Source organism: Flavobacterium psychraquaticum (assembly GCF_034497725.1).
Classification (GTDB): Bacteria; Bacteroidota; Bacteroidia; order Flavobacteriales; family Flavobacteriaceae; genus Flavobacterium; species Flavobacterium psychraquaticum.
The window spans coordinates 799,851-822,245 of the sequence record NZ_JAXKVR010000030.1 but is presented as its reverse complement, the minus strand read 5'-3'; the positions used below and the strand labels follow the sequence as shown (position 1 = coordinate 822,245).

Genomic DNA, 22,395 nt, shown 5'->3' with positions numbered 1-22,395 from the left:
GAGACTTTTTTTATACTATTTTTACAACATGAATTTCAATTGGGTAAAAACAAATCGACTTATAAAAAAGGTTTTCAAAAAGCTGATTTGGGATATTCCGAACTCGGATAATAAAATTTTTTTAACTTTTGACGATGGACCAATTCCTGAAGTGACCGAGTGGGTTTTAGATTTATTAAAAAACGAAGAAATTAGAGCTACTTTTTTTTGTATTGGTGATAATATCCGAAAACATCCCGAAGTTTACAAAAGAATTTTGTCTGAAGGTCATCAAACAGGAAACCACACTTTTAATCATTTAAACGGTTGGAAAACCGAAACTAATCATTATATCGATAATTTCAAGTTGTGCGAAACTGAAATCTTGAAACTGAACGCTGAACACTCGTTTTTATTTCGTCCTCCTTACGGAAAAATTAAACCAAGTCAATCAAAAGCAATTCGACAATTTGGTTACAAAATAATTATGTGGGATGTTTTGAGTTATGATTTTGACTCAACCATTTCAGCAGAAAAATGTTTAGAAAACGCAATTTCAAATACAGAACAAGGAAGCATTATCGTATTTCACGATAGCCTGAAAGCAGAAAAAAACATGAAATATGCATTACCAAAAGCAATACAAATTTTAAAAGATAAGGGGTTTGTTTTTGATGTAATTTCTTAGGCTTGTTCTTGCACCAAAGAAATTAAAGTGTTCGCATCAAGTTCACCACTCTGCCTCCAAACCATCTGACCTTCTTTATAAATCATTAAAGTTGGCAAGCCTTTAATACGAAGCGCATCGGCCAATTCTTGATTTTTGTCCACATCAATTTTAATGACGCGCGCTTTATCGCCTAATGCGGCTGCAACATGACGAATAACTTCGTTCATTGCTACTGAAGGTTCATTCCAATCGGTAAAGAAATCGATAAGTACTGGTACTTGCGCATCGATAAGTTCTCCAAATTTTGACATAAATTGATTTTATTAGTCTCAAAAATACAAGTTTCACAAGAAAACAATATACAAATTTAACATTTTTAATGAATTACGCTACGTTTTCGCCTTTTTTTAGTTGAATTACCGTTATTTCAGGCATAATACCAACTCTTCCCGGATACGCATGAAAGCCGAAACCTCGATTTACGTAAACATATCTTCCTGCGTTTTCATACAAACCTGCCCATTGTTTATATACATATTGCACAGGACTCCATTTGATCCAACCCGGAATTTCAATTCCAAACTGAAAACCATGTGTATGACCCGAAAGTGTTAAATGGTAATGCTTTTCATCGTACTGAACTTTCTCATCCCAATGACTTGGATCATGACTCATTAAAATCTTGAAATCGTCTTTTGTTAACCCTTGTCCCGCTAAATCTAAATCGCCTCGCTCTCCAAATTTTCTTCCCCAGTTTTCAACACCAACAATAGTTAATTCTTGATTGTCTTTTTTGATTTTAATATGTTCATTTAACAATAATTTAAAATCAATTTTATTGTGAACCGCTTTTATGGCCTCGAAATTTGCAGCTTTCTCCTCTTTCGAAGGCCAATCAATATATTCGCCATAATCGTGATTTCCTAAAACAGAAAACTTTCCAAATTTTGGATTGTGAATTCCTTTGAAAGTAGCAATCCAAGGATCCATTTCTGTGGCGTGTGTGTTGACCAAATCCCCCGTAAACAAAACCATATCAGAATTTTGTTCATTAATTAAATCAATTGCATATTGAATTTTCTCGGCATCATCAAAACTACCGCTATGAATATCGGAAATATGCGTAATGGTAGTTCCTTCAAAAGCTTCCGGTAAATCAGGAAAAAACAGGGTTTGCTTAATTATTTTAAAATTATATTTTCCTGTGGTCATTCCATATAAAAGCGATGCAAATGGAATAGCAGCAATTCCTAATGCTATTTGACTCACAAATCGCCTTCTTTCAGGCAAAAATCCTGCTGAAGTTTTTTCAGAAAACATCCCGAAAACACCCCCAAAAAACCGAATAATATCTTCTCCAAATAAAATAATAGTCAACAATAATTTAGGCACATACAACAACAACAGGATGCCCATTGTCATCATAGTTTTTGGCGTTTGCCCAACACTTCTATCAAAATGATACAATTGATAGATGATATAAAACAATGCAATTGCAGAAGTTATAAAGTAAAACACAAAAAAACCTCTTGATTTAATCAAAGTCTTAAAAGCCTGAAACGCATAGATTTCAAGCACGGCAACAAACAATAGAAAAGCGATCCAACGAAGCATTTGAAGTAATTTTATACAAAGTAACGAAGAATCAACTAGTGTAAAATGGTAATTATTAAAATTTTAACTCAACAAAAGCACATTTATATTAAATAATCATCAGTATTTATAGTGCATCGTAGAACTCATAATAATGGAGATCCTACTAGTTGAAAATTAAATTATACGAAGTGATAAGAATTGCTTCTAAACCAGAAGCTGGTTTTTGCATATATATTTCAATGTAGTCATTCTTTACAACATCTACAGTCCCTATAATCGACACGGATTGTCTCGCATTAGTTACAGAAACATCTGCTTCAACATCGCTTCCTATAACCTTTACTCCATTTTTGTAAATTGAAAATATATAACGACTCCCAGCAGTTGCGGTAAAAGATAACGCACCTAAAACATTTAATGCTCTCCTTTTATCACCTTCGTATATCAAACGATTTTCGCTATTTACACCGCTTCCTTCAGCCGTTCGGAAAAGTCTAATTGAATTGGTATTAACAGGTAACTTAAAAGCAGTTGTACTATTAAGATTGACAACAGACGAACTTTGATAATATAGATTACCAGTTGCATTTGCATCGGTCTCATTCGGAATACCAGTACTTCGCACGTTCCATTTATTATTAAAATTATAACCAGTGTAAGTACCTACTCCTGTATACTTATTAACAAACTTAGCAGGAGGCCCAGTAAAAACAACAGATTCCAATACTGCATCACCAGTAATTGTTGGATTTGCAGCAACATCAAATGCAAAGGTGCAACTGGTCACATCACTAAAACCACCTTGTTTTTGTACTAATCCAAAAGTCCCTGTCAATTTCTCAAAAGTCCCTGAATTATTTCCAAACCAACCCATGTTGCTTAATAAAAGTTGGCTAATATTTGAATATACTATACCTGTAGTATTTCCAGAGAACTGGACTACACTAAAAAAGACAAGTCCTAAACCATCAATTGAACCAACATCAGAAGAATTGGCTACAATACAATCTCTAAAAATTATATTTTCAGTATTTGCACCACTAATATTAAAAACTTTACCTGCGGCGGCCACTAATGTCAAACCCTTTATTGTTCCACCTGTAGCACCATCAAAAATATTTCCAGTTGTTCTAACAATTTTGTCATCCCCTGAATCTAATCCTGAAATATACGAATTATTCATTTCAATAGGTAAATTAAATAATACCGTTCCATTGATTTCATATAAGGTATTGGCTGACATTACATATTTTGTTCCTCCACCAGCTAAAAGTTCAGCTGCTAAAACATTGGCTAGAACATCTGTACTCTTAATTCTTTTAAAATTAGTTCTACCTTGTTTAATATTTATCCAGCCAGCAACAGCGTCATAATAACTAAATTCTTTATAATCTGTATCATAAACTAATAAACCATTTGCGGGAGAAGCAATTAAACTTTTTTGAGCAGTCGTCATTCTAGGCGTCAACATCCCTTTTGTTGTTGAAGACACGTCTAACATTGACGAAGGATCAGGTGTTGTGGTGTTTATACCCACTTGCGCCATACTATATTGCATTAAAAACATAAATAGGACAACATAAATACTATTTCTCAATTTACACATAGCTTTTATCATAATAAATAATTTAAGTTCACTAGTAAATTTACAAAATATTAAGCTGGAAAAAGCATTTCTAAACAAAGTTTAACTAATATCCTAATAAACAAATGTAAAATACATGTTAAAAATTCTTAAAGGGGATTTTAAAATCAATTATTAGATAAATCTGTAAAGATTTGTACTTTTACATTTTAAATGAAATTTCAAGAACAATGTCACAAAAAAGATTATTCCTTCTGGATGCCTACGCTTTAATTTTTAGAGGTTATTATGCATTTATTAAAAATCCTCGTATTAATTCTAAAGGAATGGATACTTCGGCCATTATGGGATTTATGAATTCCTTGATGGATGTTATTCGTCGTGAAAAACCGGATCATTTGGCAGTAGCATTTGATAAAGGCGGAAGTGATTATCGTTTTGAAATGTATCAAGAATACAAAGCACATCGTGATGAAACGCCGGAAGCGATTAAAATTGCAATTCCTTATATCCAAGATTTATTGCGTGCAATGCACATTCCAATTATTGAAAAAGCGGGTTTTGAAGCCGATGATTTAATTGGGACTTTAGCAAAACAAGCCGAAAAAGAAGGTTTCCAAGTTTTTATGGTAACTCCTGATAAGGATTTTGCACAATTAGTATCTGAAAATATATTTATGTACAAACCCGCTCGAATGGGAAATGGGATTGAAATATGGGGAATTCCTGAAGTTTTGGAAAAGTTTGAAATTGAACGCCCAGAACAAGTAATTGATTTCTTAGGAATGATGGGCGACGCTGCTGATAACATTCCGGGATTGCCCGGTGTTGGAGAAAAAACGGCTAAAAAATTCTTGGCCGAATATGGTTCAATGGAAAATTTACTAGCCAATACACACGAATTGAAAGGTGCCATAAAAGACAAAATCGAAGCCAACAAAGAATTAGGCCTTTTGTCGAAAAAACTAGCCACCATCCTACTCGATTGTCCGGTTACTTTTGACGCGAATGATTATGAATTATCAAAACCAGATGTTGAAAAAACAGATGAATTGTTTCAAGAATTGGAGTTTCGTCAAATGAAAACACAATTTGATAAATTATTTGGTTCTGGAAAAGAATACGATGAAATTGACGAAAACGGCAATAATGCGAATGGCGAAGTACTTCAGAAAAAACCAGTTGCTAAAAAATCGAATGAAGATCAATTTGATTTGTTCGGTTTTAGCGATGCTTCAGACGAAACTACTACTACAAATTCATATTACGCAACTTTAGAAAACACCGAACATTTTTACCAAATTATTCAAGGTGATTTACCAGTCAAATTACTATTGCAAAATTTATCCAATCAAAATTCGGTTTGTTTTGACACAGAAACTACTGGTCTAGATGCTTTGAATGCTGAATTAGTTGGAATTTCTTTCTCTTTTGAAAAAGGAAAAGGGTTTTATGTGCCGTTTCCGGAAGATCAGGAAGAAGCACAAATACTAATTGAAAAATTTAGGTCTTTTTTCGAAAATGAAACCATCGAGAAAATTGGTCAAAATTTAAAATATGATTTGAAAATTTTATCGCGATATAACATCCAAGTTAAAGGAAAGTTATTTGACACTATGATTGCTCATTATCTGATAAATCCAGACATGCGTCATAATATGGATATTTTAAGTGAGACTTATTTGAAATATTCGCCAAAATCTATTGAAGTATTAATTGGAAAGAAAGGTAAAAATCAACTTTCAATGCGCAATGTCCCAATGGAAGAGGTAAAAGAATATGCTACAGAAGATGCCGATATTACCTTCCAGTTAAAAGAACACTTCCAACCCATTTTAGAAAAAGTCGGCACAAAAAAACTATTTGATGAGATCGAAATTCCATTAGTGCAAGTTTTAGCCGATATGGAAACAGAAGGAATCAATTTAGATGTTGATTTTTTAAAGAATATGTCAATTGAAATGCAAAAAGACATCGATACTTTTGAAGAACAGATTTATGAAACCGCTGGTGAAAAATTCAACTTAGCTTCACCAAAACAATTGGGCGAAGTGTTGTTTGATAAAATGAAAATTGGTGGTGCGAAGCAAAAGAAAACCAAAACAGGTCAATATGCAACCGGTGAAGAAGTTTTGAGCTTTTTAGCCGATGAACATCAAATTGTACGCGATATTTTAGAATGGCGTCAAATGGTGAAATTGCAAAGCACTTATATAGATGCATTACCGAATCAAGTCGACGAAAAAACAGGAAGGGTTCATACCGATTATATGCAAACAGTTGCAGCAACAGGAAGATTGAGTTCTACAAATCCTAACTTACAAAATATACCAATTCGTACCGAAAAAGGAAGATTAATCCGAAAAGCGTTTATCGCTCGCGACGAAAATTATAGGTTACTTGCTGCCGATTATTCCCAAATAGAATTGCGAATCATTGCTGCAATATCTGGTGAAGAGAATATGATTAAAGCTTTTCAAAACAACGAAGACATTCACAGAAGTACGGCTGCCAAAGTATTTAACGTGCCTTTGGAAGAAGTTACTAAAGAACAAAGAAGTCAGGCTAAAACAGTGAATTTCGGAATTATTTACGGTGTTTCTGCTTTTGGACTTTCCAATCAAACCAATTTATCTCGTAAAGAAAGTTCGGAATTAATTGATACCTATTATGAAACGTATCCAAAACTGAAAGCGTATATGGCGAACCAAGTTGATTTTGCCAGAGAAAACGGCTATGTGGAAACTGTTTTAGGAAGAAGACGTTATTTAAAAGACATCAATTCGGCCAACGCGATTGTTCGTGGTGGTGCCGAACGAAATGCAGTGAATGCTCCAATTCAAGGATCGGCTGCTGATATTATTAAAATTGCGATGATTAACATTCATAAAAAATTGACTGCTGAAAATTGGAAATCAAGAATGCTTTTACAAGTGCATGATGAATTGGTTTTTGACGTGCACAACTCCGAACTAGAAAAAATCCAACCGATGATCAAACACGAAATGGAAAATGCTTTTAAAATGGCGGTTCCGTTAGATGTTGAAATTGGATTGGGGAAAAATTGGCTGGAAGCACATTAAAAAGTGTTCAGACTTTAGTGTTCAGTCGCAGTTCGCAGTTTACGCCTTTTATACAACTATAGTACTATCAAAAAATAATAAACCCGATGCGTTGCAACAAACTATCGGGTTTATTATTTTATAAAAAAACTTTGTTTTAAAAATAATATTTAGATATTTGTCTAAATATATAAATATGAATGCGATCTTCAAAGCTTTGAACGATGAAACCCGAAGAGAAATTCTGGAACTTCTCCGCGTAAAAGAAATGACAGCTGGCGATATTGCAGACCAATTTAATATTTCAAAACCAAGTATTTCGCATCATTTAGATATTTTAAAACGTGCCGATATGGTAACTAGTGAGAAAAAAGGACAGTTTGTAGTGTATTCCTTAAATACCACTATTGTTGACGATATTTTAAAATGGATCATTACACTAAAAAAATAAGTATGGAAAAGTTAAAAAAAGAAATTCCGCTTGTAGCTATTGCTTTAATTCCGTTTGTTTATTTGGCCTACATTTGGAATAGTTTACCTGAAAAAATCCCAATACATTGGAATGGTTCCGGTGAAATTGACCGATATGGAGATCGAACTGAATTGGTATTTATACTACTATTACTTGTGGGTTTAACTTATTTCATATTTTTAGTAATTCCACGCATCGACCCGAAGCAAAAATTACAAAATATGGGAAAAAAACTTAATTCACTACGAATGGTTTTAACTGTATTTATGTCTGCATTGGCCATTTATATACTCTTTAGCACACAACAAAAGAATTCGGATCCTGGCTTTGTTTTTGCTATTGTCGGTTTGTTGTTTGCATTTTTAGGAAATTATTTCAAAACGTTAAAACCAAATTATTTTATAGGAATTAGAACGCCTTGGACGTTAGAAAATGAAGAGGTTTGGAAGAAAACCCATGTAATGGCCGGTAAACTTTGGTTTGTAGGCGGTTTGTTGATGGCTATGACATTTCTTGCGCCAAATGAATTTCAAGAATATATATTTTTTGGAATCACAGCCGTTATAATTATCATTCCAATACTATATTCGTATTTAGCATTTAAAAAATAAAATCGGTAACAAAATAAAATAGTAAGTACTAATTAATCAAAAGTAAAACACAATGAAAAAATTATTATTGCTTTTTGTAGTATCATTTTCTACAATAACATTTGGACAAGATCGTTTTGAAAAAATCGATAGTTTGTTGACCTATTTGAATGGGAACGATAAATTCATGGGCTCGCTTACCATTCGCGAAGGCGAATATGTGGTTTTCAACAAGGCGTACGGTTTTGCCGATGTAGAAAAAGGAATAAGAGCCGATCGTTTAACACGCTATAAAATTGGTTCGATTTCTAAAATGTTTACGGCCGTAATGACCATGCAGTTAATTGAGGAACGGAAATTAGGATTACAAACTAAGTTATCACGATTTTATCCAAAAATACCAAATGCAGAAAATATTTCGATTTCCGATTTATTGCATCACAGATCTGGAATTGTAGATTATGTGAATCAAGATACTACATTCCATAAAAAATTAGATTTGCCTTATAGTAAAGAAGCAATGATTAAGCAGATAACTTCCTATAAACCTCTTTTTGAACCAGGTGCAAAGTATCAATACAGCAATTCCAACTATTATATTTTGGGTTGTATTATTGAAACTATTACAAAAAAATCATACGCTGAAAATTTAGAAAATCGCATAGTTAAAAAAGCAAAACTTATTGACACGTATTACACTGAAAACAAAACAGACACTTCAAACAAAGAAAGTTATTCTTATGTATTTGATGGTGAAAATTGGATAATGTCGCCAGAAAATCATAATTCTGTTGCTTTTGCAGCAGGTGGTATAACATCTACTTCTGCAGACTTAACCCGCTTTATTTATACTTTGTTTGATGGTAAATTACTAAAGCCCGCTTCTTTAGAACAAATGAAAGAAATTAAAGAAGGTTATGGAAAGGCCTTAATTCAGTTTCCATTTGGAGAACGACGCTTTTATGGACATGGCGGAAAAATTGAACACTTTAGTTCGATGGTAGGCTATTATCCAACAGAAAAAATGAGCTTTTCAATAATTTCAAATGGCGATAATTACGTGCAAAATGATATAATTATCGGAATATTAAGCATTTACTATAAATTACCTTTTCCGTTTCCGAAATTTATGAAAATGGATGCCGCCGAATTACTTAAATTTACTGGATTGTATGCATCTAAAGATGTTCCTTTAAAACTCACTATTACAGAAAAAAATGGTGAATTAATGGCACAAGCAACAGGTCAGGGCGCATTTCCTTTAACGTTTAAAGATGATAATATATTTGTTTTTCCTGCAGCTGGAATTGAAATTGAATTTTCCGACAATAAACTGCAACTCAAACAAGGCGGAATGAAATATGATTTTACTAAAGAATAAATAAATTAGAGCAATGGATACAAAATTTCCATCCAAAATTGGCTTTTTGATGTTAATTCCAATTGTACTTTTGCTTGCTCTACTAATTGCTTTAATAACGACCACGGCTATTTCTTGGCCATCATTTTTAACACTATTAAGTGCCTCCTTTTTTTTTATGCATTTATTATTGACTACTAACTATTTGGTTACAGGAAGTAATTTAAAAATTAGATCAGGATTCATTTATAAGTTAGACGTCGACGTAAGTATAATTAAGAAAATTAATGAATCCAATAGCATCTTCGTTCGCCAGCAGCATCACTAGACAGATTGGAGATTATTTTCAACAAACATGATTCCGTTTTGATTTCGCCGAAAGAAAAAACAGAATTCATAAAAGCAATGTTAGAAATCAATCCAACAATTGATATAAATTATAAGAAATAATATTTTTCTGGATTGCTTTTACTTTGAAAATCAATTGAATTCACTAATTTTGGAGTTGGAATAGAACTTTTTTCTGCTTAGAAAACACTTAAACAATACTATTCTACTACTTGTTGAAACATTTAATGCAATATTTTTTGAACTCGGTTTGTAATTCTAATAATTAATTGTACTTTTGCACTCCCTTTATTGGGAATGGAATGTTTAATTTAAATTAATTATTGTGAACACATTAAGCTACAAAACAGTATCAGCTAACAAAGCAACTGTAGACAAACAGTGGGTTGTTGTAGACGCTGAAGGGCATAACTTAGGTCGTTTATCTACAAAAGTTGCAATGCTTTTGAGAGGTAAATACAAGCCAAGTTACACACCTCACGTTGACTGTGGAGATAACGTAATCGTTATCAACGCAGAAAAAATCAACCTTACTGGTAACAAGTTAGATGACAAAACGTACATCAGACACACAGGTTACCCAGGAGGACAAAGAAGTTTAACTGCAAGAGTAATGCAACAGAAAAACCCTGCATTATTAGTAGAAAAAGCTATCAAAGGAATGTTACCTAAAACAAAATTAGGTTCTGAATTATTCCGCAATTTAAATGTATTTGTAGGATCTGAGCACAAACATGCTGCTCAAACACCTAAAACCGTTAACCTAAACGATCTTAAGTAATGGGAGTTATTCACAAAATCGGCAGAAGAAAATGCGCTGTTGCACGTGTTTATGTTTCAGAAGGAACAGGAAAAATCACGGTGAACAAAAGAGAATTTAGTAACTACTTCCCAACTGCTACTTTACAGTACAAAGTTATGCAACCAATGTCTTTGACAGAAAACGCAACTAACTTTGACGTTAAAGTAAATGTTTATGGTGGTGGTTCAACAGGACAAGCAGAAGCTGTGAGAATGGCTATTGCTAGAGCAATGTGTGAAGTTGAGGCTGAAAACAGAGCTATCCTTAAACCAGAAGGATTACTAACAAGAGATCCAAGAATGGTTGAACGTAAGAAATTCGGTCAGAAAAAAGCACGTAAGAGATTCCAGTTCTCTAAACGTTAATATTCGATATTTATCAGAATATATTTTCAGATTTATTTTTACACTTAAAATTGAATTAAAAACAAAGTTGTCGATATTCCTTGTAAAAAGGGAATTAGTTTAGCATCTAAATTTTCAAGACTAACGCAAGTGACTACTTGAAAATTGCTACACACGGAACGTAAACTATTACACAATGGCAAACAAAATTGACGTTAAAGAGTTATTAGAAGCAGGTGTACATTTCGGACACATGACTCGTAAATGGGACCCAAACATGGCTCCTTACATTTATATGGAACGTAATGGTATTCATATCATTAATTTATATAAAACTGCAGCTAAAATCGAAGAAGCTAACGAAGCTTTAAAGAAAATTGCTGCATCTGGTAGAAAAGTATTATTCGTTGCTACCAAAAAACAAGCGAAAGATATCGTTGCTGAAAAAGCAGCAGCTTGTAACATGCCGTACATCACTGAAAGATGGCCAGGTGGTATGTTAACAAACTTCGTTACTATCCGTAAAGCCGTTAAAAAAATGTCTTCTATTGATAGAATGAAAAAAGACGGTACTTTCTTGACTTTGTCTAAAAAAGAAAGATTACAAGTTGATCGTTTAAGAGCTAAGTTAGAGAAAAACTTAGGTTCAATTGCTGACATGTCTCGTTTACCAGCTGCATTATTCGTAGTTGACGTAAAAGCTGAGCATATCGCTGTTCAAGAAGCTCAAAAATTAAACATTCCAGTTTTCGCAATGGTAGATACGAACTCGGACCCACGTCCTATTGATTTCGTAATTCCTGCAAATGACGATGCTTCTAAATCAATTGAAAAAGTTTTATCTTTAGTTTCTTCTGCAATCGTTGAAGGTCTTTCTGATAGAAAAGTAGAAAAAGATGAATTACCAGCTAAAGAAGTTGAAGCTACTGAAGCTCCAGCTACTGAAACTGAAGCATAAATCAATATAATTTCCAAGGTTAAATTCCAAATTCCAAACTTCTGCTAATTTCGGTTAGTTATTAGTAAAATTGGATTTTGGGATTTAATTCTTGGATTTTTTTTACATTATAAACAACAAATTAAAAATATACAAAATGGCAAATATTACTGCTGCAGACGTAAATAAATTAAGAACTGTTACTGGTGCTGGAATGATGGATTGTAAAAAAGCATTAGTTGAAGCAGAAGGTGATTTCGATTTAGCGATCGAAAACTTAAGAAAAAAAGGTCAAAAAGTAGCTGCAAATCGTTCAGATAGAGAATCTACTGAAGGAGCTGCTGTTGCTGTTGTAAACGCAGACAAAACGGCTGCTGTTGCAATTACTTTAAACTGTGAAACTGACTTCGTAGGGAAAAATGAAGCGTTCGTGAAATTAGCGAATGATTTAGCTGAATTAGCTTTAAACTTCACTACTAAAGAAGCATTTTTAGCTGCTGATTTCAACGGAATCACTGTAGCTGAAAAATTAATTGAGCAAACTGGAGTAATCGGAGAAAAAATCGAAATCGGTTCTTTTGAAAGATTAGAAGGTGCATTCGTTGGATCATACATCCACGCTGGTAAAATCGCTACTTTAGTTTCTTTATCTGCAAACGTAGAAGGTGCTGAAGAAGCTGCTAAAAACGTGGCAATGCAAGCTGCTGCTATGAACCCAATCGCATTAAACGAAGCTGGTGTTGATGCTGCAATCATTGAAAAAGAAATTGAAATTGCTAAAGAACAATTAAGAGCAGAAGGTAAACCAGAAGCAATGTTAGAAAACATTTCGAAAGGAAAAATTCAACGTTTTTACAAAGACAATACTTTAGTAAACCAAGATTATATTAAAGACAACGCAATGAGTGTTGCTGTTTACATCAAATCTATAAATGCTGATTTAACAGTTACGGGATTTAGCAGAGTTTCTTTAGGATAATTCTAGAGCATATAACTATTAGAAGCCTTAATTCTTTAACAAGAATTAAGGCTTCTTTATTTCTGAAAAAATGTATATTTGAGCAAACGTATAAATATATTCATCTTGAAAAAAACTCTTTTTTTAATTGCTCTTTTTAGTTTCAGTTCACTAATTGCACAAGAAAAAAAATACCAAAGTTTGCTTTGGGAAATTAGCGGAAATGGCTTACAAAAAAAATCATACGTTTATGGTTCTATGCACGTAAGCGATAAAATTTCATACCACCTTTCCGACGCCTTTTTTAAGCATTTACAAAATGCAGATATCGTGGCAAATGAAAGTGAACCTAGAACTTGGACATCGCTGTTTGATATGTTTAGCTTCTATAATCAATATACCACTAAAGGTTCATTTTATACTAATTTCTATATCCTTCCGCTCGAAAAAGAACAACTCTACTCTCAATTTAGAAGCAGTAATTACAACTTAGTAAGTTTGTTAACCCGAACAAACGAAAACAACAAAGAATATCAAGAAGAAACCTATTTAGACATGTTCATTTATAGAACGGGAAGAAAATACAACAAAAAAACCGTTGGTTTGGAAGACGTTAAAAACTCGACTATTAACATCATGAAGGCGCAAGCTACTATGGACCAAAAGGAAGTAGATAAAAACCGTCAGGCTATTCTAAAAATATTGAAAAACAAATCCTACAATGAAGCACTGACTGACTTTTATCGTGAAAAGGATTTGGATATGATTGACTCATTATCTGTTTTGAGTTCGCCTCCAAGTTACCTGAAAGCAATGCTTTTTGACAGAAATATCGAAATGGTAAGAAATATGGATTCCATTATGAAAACAGGAAGTTTGTTCAGTGCTATTGGCGCAGCTCACCTTCCGGGAGAAAAAGGAGTTATTGAATTATTACGAAGAAAAGGTTATACCGTGATTCCGGTATACGGCGCTTATACTAACGTTGGAAAAACAGCAAAAAAGCAAATTGAAGAATATTTCATCAAGCCAGAACTATCTATTAAGACTACTGCTGATGGCGTGATTTCGTTACCCCTTTTTGAAGTTGTTTTACAAAATGGAGAAGATTTAGAATCTCCCGATTTAGCAAATGGTGGCTATATCAATGTAAAAAGAAGCTTTTTAAAAGACTTCATAAACAAAAACAACAAAACCTTCAACCCAAAAACATTAGATAGTTTATTCTACGAAAATATTCCCGGTGAAATTTTAGAGAAAAAAGGTTATCAAGAACAAAACTATTGGGTTTACGACATTAAGAACATAACGAAAACAGGAAACGCACAACATTATCGCTATTATATTACACCTTTAGAACTTATCACGGTGATTATGAGTGGTGAAGGCAATTATGTGCGACGTTTTGAAGATGAAATATTCTCGAAAATTAGCCTAAAAGAATCGAAAAATGGTTGGGAAAACATTGCACCACGAAAAGGAAATTTTGAAATACAATTCCCAGGCTATTACAGCTACAAAGGAAACAAAGCAGATGAAAAAGATACTGCTGATATGGCGATCTTTGGCTACGATAATTCCGAAAATGCCCATTATTTTTTAATAGAAAAAACACTTCAAGAAATAGATCAATTAGAAGATTCTGAATACGAATTGAAGCGAATGCATAAAGAATTTTACAACCAACACGAAATTGATTCTACTAACACGAAATTCGACAAACAACGTTTAGCTTTTACTTCGCAATCAAAATTTGAAGAAAAAGAAATCGCTTTGGAATCCGTTTTAAAGGGAAATAAATATTATTTATTAGGAACGGTAAATGCTTCAAAAGAAAATACTATAAAATTCTTTGAATCGTTTCAATTAAAACCTTCGATTAGTACTGAAAAATATAGAATTTTCTCGGATTCAATCGCTAACTTCAAAATTGATATTCCAGAGAAACAAAACGAACATCTGGATTTTACGGTAGAAAAAGATTACACAATTGGCTTAAAAAAGAAAAATCATTTCCTTACAAATAACAAAAACTACCAATTCTTAGGAAGTAACGGTTCGTTTGTCGAATTAGCTTATTATAAATACCATCGCTATGAATCGGAGAAGAACTTAGACTCGGTTTTTAAAATATATAGAACACGAATTACTAAAAAACAGCAAGAAACTAACCAATTTGAAGCAGAAGTTGTAACGGCTACTGAATCGGAAACCGACAATCCACAGGAAAATGCGAACAAATTTGACGATTATATTAATACGGATTGGCAATCAATTCTCTTCGATTCAAAAAAGGCGGATGAAGTAAAAATTATATCTGAAAAGATAACTTTAGATAAAAACTCAGGATTAGCGATATTTGAAGCTTTGGTCTCCAATGATAAATCGAGTCAAGCAACGAAACATAAATTAGTTTTCAATAACGGAGAAGTTTACGAACTAAAAACGTTGGTAAATGAAAATTATAAAAATGAAGATACTTTTGTTGAAAAAGTATACAACTCATTTACGATTACAAATCCGAAAAAAAGCGCCACTGTTTTTGAAAATAAATTAGACTTATTTTTAGAAGATATGCGAAGCAAACATGACACCATCCGCTATTCAGCTTTGAAATCAATAAACTATTTGAAATTAGAGGAAAATGATTTACCTAAATTAAAAACTTTCTTGAATGCATTTAAATTTAAAGAAGATGAAACTGATTTTTTAGGTGAATTATATGAAAAAATAGGAAGTATAAAATCAAAAAACACAATAGAGTATCTAGAAAGGATCTATAAAAAAGAAGGTACAAACACAGTAATCCAATTTGCAGTTTTACGAGGTTTGGCCGCTCAAAAAAGCAAAGATGGTTACCTGAAAATTAAAGAATTACTGGAATTTGATTTACCAGTTTCTGACAATGAATACGAAATTTCTGGCTTATTTAGTTCCTTTGAAGATGACTTAGAAAATAGTCAAGTGTTGTTTCCGGAAATCTTTCAATATTACAGCATTAAAGAATATCATGCCCCAATTGTGCGTTTTACTTATCAATTGGTACAAGCTAATTTAGGAAATTCTAAAAAGCTAAAATCATATAAAAAAATGATTTTAACCAATGCAAAATTAGAATATAAACGCTTATCTAGTTGGAAAAACAAACAAAACATAAAAGACAAAGATGACGACAATTATTATGAGGAGGAAGAGGCTCCTTTTACTGATTTTATGAGTTATGTTTATATTTTGTATCCTTTTAAAAACCAAAAAGAAGTGAAACTACTTTTTGAAAAAGGAAGTAAACTCGCAATTGACGAATTAGATATTGCTTACGCCGAATTGGAAATCGACAAAAACAAAGCAATTGAATATGAAGCAATTCATAAGGTTGTTAAAAATCCGAAAACGCAATTTATTGGCTATCTAATGTTGAATTATGCAAGACAAAAGTCCCTTTTTGAGAAAATAAATCCGAAAGAAATAGCAAAATCGGCAATTGTTTATGCTGAAAAAATAGATGTGAAAAAGGATTCTTTAGCTTTTTATGAAATTAAAGAAATCGACTACAACAATAAGAAAATCAATTATTATTTCTTCAAAAAAATCAATATCGAAAAAGATTCCTACCAAACGGATAAAGAACACATTACTGGAATTGCATTTATTTCTGAAAATGGAATACCAAATATAAAAGGATATTATAAATTACCCGCAACAACTTATTTGGAAGAAAAAGAAATAAAACAAATAATAAATTCACTGATTGACAGATCATTAAATACTCATCATTCGCGCGCATCTTTTGGTAAATTAAAAGATCAGAAACTAAATTATAACGACTATTCCGAAGAATATTAAAAAGCATATAACGAGATTGTAATAAATAAGCTGTAATTTAAATTACAAAAAATGGAAACTAAAACAAGATGTGCTTGGTGTGAGAAAGATGATTTATATCGAAATTATCATGATAATGAATGGGGAAAACCGGTTTATGATGATGCTACTATTTTTGAATTTTTAATTTTGGAAACTTTTCAGGCGGGATTAAGTTGGTATACCGTTTTAGCAAAAAGAGAAAATTTTAGAAAAGCTTTTGACCAATTTGATTATCACAAAATAGCAAACTATAAAGAAATAAAAATAGCTGAATTAGCAGAAGATACTGGAATAATTCGAAATAAATTAAAAATAAAAGCCACAGTTTCTAACGCAAGTGCTTTTCTAAATGTGCAAGAAGAATTTGGAAGTTTTTCAAAATACATTTGGGGATTTGTCGATGGAAAACCAATTGATAACAAATTCAAATCCTTAACCGAAGTCCCTGCCACAACTTCAATTTCAGATGCCTTGAGTAAAGATTTAAAAAAACGAGGCTTCAAATTTACAGGATCAACCGTAATGTACGCACACATGCAGGCAACCGGAATGGTAAATGATCATATAACGGAATGTTTTACAAGAAAATAAAAAAATGAGTAACGACCCACTTCACGGAAAAACCCTACAATTCATCGTAGAACAACTAGTTAGTTTCTATGGCTTTGACACGCTTGCAGAATTGATTAATATCAAATGTTTTAAAGAAAATCCATCTGTAAAATCGAGCTTAACTTTTTTGAGAAAGACAGATTGGGCGAGAAAAAAAGTAGAGGATTTATATGTAAGAACTTTACCGAAAATAAACAAAAACTAAGCATTTAAAAGAAATTACTTGTTTTTCCCAAACAAAAAACACTACATTTGCTCTTCACTTTAGGGGTGTCTGTAATTTTACAGGCTGAGATTTTACCCTCTGAACCTGATCTAGTTCATACTAGCGTAGGGAAAAGTAAGATGACTTCTTTGTACATCCATGTACCATTGTAGCCATTCCTAAAGTATAACTATATACTAAATTCAGTAAGAGGAATGGAATTAAAAATCAACAACCAACACAAAACTTTTGATTGTAAATCACTTACAATCCAAGAACTTATCGATTTCGAACTTCCCGAAAAGCAAAATGGAATTGCTATTGCTGTGAACCAAACTGTGGTTTCCAAAAGTGAATGGATAACTTTTTCCCTTTCTTCTTCCGATGAAATTTTAATTATTACCGCTACTCAAGGCGGCTAAAAACAAGCGTCAGCTATTCTGATTATTGCATTTAGCTATTAAATTTTAAAACAACATTTAAAACATAATTATGACAAACGAAGAACAGATTTCAAGAGAACCTTTTCCAAATTCCAGAAAAGTGTATGTCGACGGCGTGATTCATCCTATTAAAGTGGGGATGCGGGAAATTGTATTATCCGACACCAAATTAGCCAAAGGAGGAATAGAGAAAAATTCACCAGTCACAGTTTATGATACTTCCGGACCTTACACCGACCCAACTATTGAAATTGACGTAAAAAAGGGATTACCGCGCTTACGTGCGCAGTGGATTTTAGAGCGTGGCGATGTAGAAGAATTAGACGGAATTTCTTCTAATTACGGCAAAGAACGTTTAGTAAATAGTGAATTAGACCATTTGCGTTTTGAATATTTACATAAACCAATGCGTGCTAAAAAAGGCGCTAACGTTTCGCAATTATATTACGCCAAGCAAGGAATTATAACTCCTGAAATGGAATATATTGCCATCCGCGAAAACCAACGCATTGAGTTACTAGAACAACAAACAAAGGCGATGCAGTGCCAACACCAAGGTGAAAGTTTTGGAGCAAATACGCCTAAAAGTAAAATTACTGCTGAATTTGTACGTATTGAAGTTGCTGCTGGTCGTGCAATTATTCCGAATAACATAAATCACCCAGAAAGTGAACCTATGGTTGTAGGGCGGAACTTTCTAGTAAAGATCAATGCAAATATTGGAAACAGCGCCGTGACTTCTAGCATTGAGGAAGAAGTAGAAAAAGCTGTTTGGGCCTGCAGATGGGGAGCTGACACAATTATGGATTTATCCACCGGTAAAAACATTCATGAAACTAGAGAATGGATTATCCGTAATTCTCCAGTTCCAATAGGGACAGTGCCAATATATCAAGCGTTAGAAAAAGTAAAAGGTGTTGCAGAAGATTTAACTTGGGAGGTTTTTAGAGACACACTTATTGAGCAAGCTGAACAAGGAGTCTCTTACTTCACGATTCATGCAGGTGTCCTTTTGCGATACATTCACTTAACCGCCAATAGAGTTACAGGAATTGTTTCGCGCGGTGGGTCAATTATGGCAAAATGGTGTTTATTTCATCATAAAGAAAATTTCTTATATACTCATTTTGAAGAGATTTGCGAAATCATGAAGCAATACGATATTGCTTTTTCTCTTGGCGATGGTTTACGTCCTGGTTCAATAGCGGATGCTAATGACGCCGCACAATTTGCTGAACTCGAAACATTAGGAGAATTAACAAAAATTGCTTGGAAGCATGATGTACAAGTATTTATTGAAGGACCTGGTCACGTGCCAATGCATATGATTAAAGAAAACATGGAAAAGCAATTAGAACATTGTTCAGAAGCACCATTTTACACATTAGGCCCATTAACTACAGATATTGCACCTGGTTATGATCACATTACATCTGCAATTGGAGCGGCAATGATTGGTTGGTACGGTTGCGCAATGTTGTGCTACGTAACACCAAAAGAGCATTTAGGATTACCCAACAAAAAAGACGTAAAAGATGGTGTAATTACTTATAAAATTGCTGCACATGCTGCTGACTTAGCTAAAGGGCATCCAGGAGCGCAATACCGAGACAATGCATTGAGTAAAGCTCGATTCGAATTCCGATGGGAAGATCAATTTAATTTGTCACTCGACCCAGTTACAGCAAGAGAATTTCATGATGAAACGCTTCCTGCAGATGGTGCTAAAGTTGCTCATTTTTGCTCGATGTGTGGACCAAAATTCTGCTCTATGAAAATTTCACAAGAAATTAGAGAATCAGCTGAAGCCGAAGAAGGTATGAAAGCAATGTCGGAAGAATTTATAGAAAACGGAAAAGAATTATATTCATAATGATAGTCATCACCAGTCATTCTTCAGTAGTTAATGAACATCAGATAATCCAACAATTATTTGAAGAAGGATTGGTTTTGTTACATATTCGAAAACCAACTAGTACAGCAATCGAATTAAAGGCTTTTATTTCTAAAATAGATTCCAAATATCATTCGAGATTAGTATTACACCAACATCATATTCTGGCAATGGAATTTAATATAAAAAGGCTTCATTTTACAGAAAAAGCCAGAATTAACATTCCCGAATATTGTCAAAAAGGAGACATGATTTTATCAACATCGGTTCATTCCATTGAAGATTTTAATAAGCTAAGCAATCTGTTTGATTATGCTTTTTTGAGTCCCGTTTACCCAAGTCTATCTAAAGAAAATTACAAGCCTACAAAAAACGTGTTTGAAACGATTAAAAACAGAAAAAATACGCACATCAAGCTTATTGCTTTAGGTGGAATTTCAGCTGAAAACATTCAAAAAACGTTACTTCATTTTAATGCTGTCGCGTTACTTGGAACCATCTGGAACACTACAAATCCATTAGAAAATTTTAAAAAATGTCAAACAATCGTCCTTTCACTTTAACTATTGCTGGTTTTGATCCTTCCGGTGGTGCTGGAGTTTTAGCAGATATTAAAACCTTTGAAAAACATCTGGTGTATGGTTTTGCAATTGTTACGGGAAATACTATTCAAACGGATAATAATTTCGTCAAAATGGAATGGATTTCTATAACATTTGTGACAGAATCCATTGAAACGGTTTTTAAGAAATACGAAATAAAAGCTGTGAAAATTGGTATTATTCCTTCTTTGGAATATTTGGAAAAAATAGTAGCTACAATTAAAAAAATAGCACCGAATACAAAGATTATTTGGGATACAGTATTAAAATCCAGTACAGGATTTAATTTTTTAACTGTTGATAATCAAACTAAACTTCACGCTATCTTAACGCAAATCGATTTAATTACGCCAAATTACGATGAAATTCTACGTTTAGGTGATCCAAACCAATCCGCTGAATATAATGCGAAATCGTTTTCTAAGTTTTGTGCAGTTCTTTTAAAAGGCGGTCATAATTTAATGGCTTTGGGAACAGATTCTCTTTTTATAGCTGACCAAATTATAACATTAGTGCCTACAACTGAGATTTCGGCCAGTAAACACGGTTCGGGATGTGTTCTCGCAGCTTCAATTACAGCAAATATAGCCTTAGGTTTTGATATTATTACAGCTTGTAAAACGTCTAAAATCTATATTGAAAAATTTCTAACTTCTAACACCACCCTTTTAGGCTATCATTATGATTAGTAAACTACATTATATATCGCAAGGAAATACGGTTGAAGAACAATTGTATAACATTCAGAAAATACTAGATAACGGTTGCAATTGGATTCAATTGCGTTTTAAAAACGGTAATACTAAGGAACTTCACACTGTTGCTGAAAAAACAAAACAGCTTTGTGAACAATTTGACGCTACTTTTATAATTAACGACAAAGTTGATTTAGCTTATCAACTAAATGCAGATGGTGTTCATTTAGGTTTAAATGACATGCGAATTAAAGATGCTCGTGCTATTCTTGGAACGCAAAAAATTATTGGAGGAACAGCAAATACATTCGAACATATAAAACAACGAGCCACTGAAAATTGCGATTATATAGGTCTTGGTCCATTTCGCTTCACAAAAACTAAAGAAAACCTAAGTCCAATTTTAGGGTTAGAAGGTTACAAAACCATTCTATATCAAATGGAAGAACAGCAAATTAAGATTCCAATTATTGCAATTGGAGGTATTGAATTAGCAGCTATTGAATTGTTACTAGATACCGCTATTTATGGTATTGCCGTTTCTGGCTTACTTACCCACCAACCAAAAATAACAACAACCATCAAAGAAAAATTATATGTCAACATTTAAAATTTCAGATAAGACCTTTACTTCTCGCTTATTTTTAGGAACAGGGAAGTTCGGTTCTAATTTACAAATGGAAGAAGCAGTTTTAGCCTCTGGAAGTGAATTAGTTACCGTAGCTTTAAAACGCATTGATTTAGAAACACAAACTGATTCCATTCTTGCTCATTTAAAACATGCACATATTAACTTATTGCCAAATACTTCGGGAGCCCGAAATGCAAAAGAAGCCATTTTTGCAGCACAATTAGCGAGAGAGGCTTTCGAAACAAATTTCTTAAAACTAGAAATCCATCCCGATCCAAAATACTTGTTACCAAACCCAATTGAAACATTAATAGCTACCGAAGAATTAGCTAAACTTGGTTTTATAATCCTGCCTTATATTCATGCTGATCCTGTTTTGTGCAAATTATTAGAAAATGCGGGAGCAGCCGCAGTTATGCCATTGGGCTCACCCATTGGAAGTAATAAAGGATTAAAAACAATCGATTTTTTAGAAATTATAATTGAACAAAGTAAAGTTCCAGTTATTATTGATGCGGGAATTGGTGCTCCTTCCGATGCAGCAAAAGCTATGGAGATTGGTGCCGATGCAGTTCTTGTAAATACAGCAATTGCAGTAGCACAAAATCCAAAATTAATGACAGAAGCTTTCAAGCAAGCAGTTATCGCTGGTAGAAAAGCATTCGAAGCTCAATTGGGATCTGTTTCAAATACCGCTCAAGCATCCAGTCCTTTAACTTCATTTTTAAATAACTAGTTTGTAAAAA

Annotated in this window: 23 protein-coding genes and 1 riboswitch; of the genes, 20 read left to right on the top strand and 3 right to left on the bottom strand. The window is 33.2% G+C overall.

Features of this window, described 5'->3' with window-relative positions:
* Positions 1-28: 28 nt before the first annotated feature.
* Positions 29-667, top strand: a complete 639-nt coding sequence (locus T1L09_RS13575) for a polysaccharide deacetylase family protein (RefSeq protein WP_322551510.1) — start codon at positions 29-31, stop codon at positions 665-667.
* On the opposite strand, the gene T1L09_RS13570 is transcribed toward T1L09_RS13575, so the two are convergent.
* The 3 genes from T1L09_RS13570 to T1L09_RS13560 all read right to left on the bottom strand — a co-directional run bounded on the left by T1L09_RS13570 (position 664) and on the right by T1L09_RS13560 (position 3,863).
* The gene (locus T1L09_RS13570; RefSeq protein WP_322551509.1) at positions 664-960 is read right to left on the bottom strand and encodes a thioredoxin family protein; all 297 of its coding nucleotides are present in this window, start codon (positions 958-960) and stop codon (positions 664-666) included. The two genes, T1L09_RS13575 and T1L09_RS13570, sit on opposite strands and share 4 nt — an antisense overlap.
* Before the next feature lie 73 nt (positions 961-1,033).
* Complete coding sequence (locus tag T1L09_RS13565; RefSeq protein ID WP_322551508.1) at positions 1,034-2,263, bottom strand: metallophosphoesterase; 1,230 nt, start codon at positions 2,261-2,263, stop codon at positions 1,034-1,036.
* 145 nt (positions 2,264-2,408) lie between these two features.
* Positions 2,409-3,863 carry a hypothetical protein gene (locus T1L09_RS13560; protein WP_322551507.1) on the bottom strand — a complete coding sequence of 485 codons (1,455 nt, stop codon included), beginning with the start codon at positions 3,861-3,863 and terminating at the stop codon, positions 2,409-2,411.
* A 197-nt stretch (positions 3,864-4,060) separates the two neighbouring features.
* Between T1L09_RS13560 and polA the strand changes: the two genes are divergently transcribed.
* From polA to T1L09_RS13470, 19 genes are all read left to right on the top strand, one after another.
* Positions 4,061-6,913, top strand: a complete 2,853-nt coding sequence (polA, locus tag T1L09_RS13555; protein ID WP_322551506.1) for a DNA polymerase I — start codon at positions 4,061-4,063, stop codon at positions 6,911-6,913.
* Positions 6,914-7,088: 175 nt separating this feature from the next.
* Positions 7,089-7,343 carry an autorepressor SdpR family transcription factor gene (locus T1L09_RS13550; RefSeq protein WP_322551505.1) on the top strand — a complete coding sequence of 85 codons (255 nt, stop codon included), beginning with the start codon at positions 7,089-7,091 and terminating at the stop codon, positions 7,341-7,343.
* Positions 7,344-7,345: 2 nt separating this feature from the next.
* Positions 7,346-7,975, top strand: a complete 630-nt coding sequence (locus T1L09_RS13545) for an SdpI family protein (RefSeq protein WP_322551504.1) — start codon at positions 7,346-7,348, stop codon at positions 7,973-7,975.
* 52 nt (positions 7,976-8,027) lie between these two features.
* Positions 8,028-9,335: a serine hydrolase domain-containing protein gene (locus T1L09_RS13540; RefSeq protein ID WP_322551503.1), complete on the top strand. Its 1,308-nt coding sequence runs from the start codon at positions 8,028-8,030 to the stop codon at positions 9,333-9,335.
* Positions 9,336-9,348: 13 nt separating this feature from the next.
* Positions 9,349-9,642, top strand: coding sequence for a hypothetical protein (locus T1L09_RS13535; RefSeq protein ID WP_322551502.1), 294 nt, complete (start codon positions 9,349-9,351; stop codon positions 9,640-9,642).
* Positions 9,643-9,647: 5 nt separating this feature from the next.
* On the top strand, positions 9,648-9,764 hold the full coding sequence (locus T1L09_RS13830) for a PH domain-containing protein (protein WP_422718577.1): 117 nt from the start codon (positions 9,648-9,650) through the stop codon (positions 9,762-9,764).
* A 223-nt stretch (positions 9,765-9,987) separates the two neighbouring features.
* On the top strand, positions 9,988-10,443 hold the full coding sequence (gene rplM / locus T1L09_RS13530; protein WP_322551501.1) for a 50S ribosomal protein L13: 456 nt from the start codon (positions 9,988-9,990) through the stop codon (positions 10,441-10,443).
* The gene (rpsI, locus tag T1L09_RS13525) at positions 10,443-10,829 is read left to right on the top strand and encodes a 30S ribosomal protein S9 (protein ID WP_322551500.1); all 387 of its coding nucleotides are present in this window, start codon (positions 10,443-10,445) and stop codon (positions 10,827-10,829) included. The genes rplM and rpsI overlap by 1 nt, the downstream gene beginning before the upstream one ends.
* Positions 10,830-11,004: 175 nt before the next feature.
* Entirely contained in the window at positions 11,005-11,766 is a 762-nt protein-coding gene (gene rpsB, locus T1L09_RS13520) for a 30S ribosomal protein S2 (RefSeq protein WP_322551499.1), read from the top strand.
* Positions 11,767-11,902: 136 nt separating this feature from the next.
* The gene (gene tsf / locus T1L09_RS13515) at positions 11,903-12,724 is read left to right on the top strand and encodes a translation elongation factor Ts (RefSeq protein WP_322551498.1); all 822 of its coding nucleotides are present in this window, start codon (positions 11,903-11,905) and stop codon (positions 12,722-12,724) included.
* Between the two features lie 105 nt (positions 12,725-12,829).
* Positions 12,830-16,546: a TraB/GumN family protein gene (locus tag T1L09_RS13510; protein WP_322551497.1), complete on the top strand. Its 3,717-nt coding sequence runs from the start codon at positions 12,830-12,832 to the stop codon at positions 16,544-16,546.
* A 51-nt stretch (positions 16,547-16,597) separates the two neighbouring features.
* The gene (locus T1L09_RS13505) at positions 16,598-17,158 is read left to right on the top strand and encodes a DNA-3-methyladenine glycosylase I (RefSeq protein ID WP_322551496.1); all 561 of its coding nucleotides are present in this window, start codon (positions 16,598-16,600) and stop codon (positions 17,156-17,158) included.
* A 4-nt stretch (positions 17,159-17,162) separates the two neighbouring features.
* Complete coding sequence (locus T1L09_RS13500; RefSeq protein ID WP_322551495.1) at positions 17,163-17,384, top strand: VF530 family protein; 222 nt, start codon at positions 17,163-17,165, stop codon at positions 17,382-17,384.
* 51 nt (positions 17,385-17,435) lie between these two features.
* A riboswitch (TPP riboswitch) is annotated at positions 17,436-17,533 on the top strand.
* Positions 17,534-17,599: 66 nt separating this feature from the next.
* Positions 17,600-17,806 carry a sulfur carrier protein ThiS gene (gene thiS / locus T1L09_RS13495; protein ID WP_322551494.1) on the top strand — a complete coding sequence of 69 codons (207 nt, stop codon included), beginning with the start codon at positions 17,600-17,602 and terminating at the stop codon, positions 17,804-17,806.
* A gap of 70 nt (positions 17,807-17,876) precedes the next feature.
* Entirely contained in the window at positions 17,877-19,700 is a 1,824-nt protein-coding gene (gene thiC, locus T1L09_RS13490) for a phosphomethylpyrimidine synthase ThiC (RefSeq protein ID WP_322551493.1), read from the top strand.
* A complete protein-coding gene (locus T1L09_RS13485) occupies positions 19,700-20,284 on the top strand; it encodes a thiamine phosphate synthase (RefSeq protein WP_322551492.1) in 585 nt (194 codons plus the stop codon). The genes thiC and T1L09_RS13485 overlap by 1 nt, the downstream gene beginning before the upstream one ends.
* The gene (locus tag T1L09_RS13480) at positions 20,257-21,012 is read left to right on the top strand and encodes a hydroxymethylpyrimidine/phosphomethylpyrimidine kinase (protein WP_322551491.1); all 756 of its coding nucleotides are present in this window, start codon (positions 20,257-20,259) and stop codon (positions 21,010-21,012) included. Before T1L09_RS13485 ends, T1L09_RS13480 begins: the two co-directional genes overlap by 28 nt.
* Positions 21,005-21,628, top strand: coding sequence for a thiamine phosphate synthase (locus T1L09_RS13475; RefSeq protein ID WP_322551490.1), 624 nt, complete (start codon positions 21,005-21,007; stop codon positions 21,626-21,628). Before T1L09_RS13480 ends, T1L09_RS13475 begins: the two co-directional genes overlap by 8 nt.
* On the top strand, positions 21,615-22,385 hold the full coding sequence (locus T1L09_RS13470) for a thiazole synthase (protein ID WP_322551489.1): 771 nt from the start codon (positions 21,615-21,617) through the stop codon (positions 22,383-22,385). Before T1L09_RS13475 ends, T1L09_RS13470 begins: the two co-directional genes overlap by 14 nt.
* The last annotated feature ends 10 nt before the right edge of the window (positions 22,386-22,395 follow it).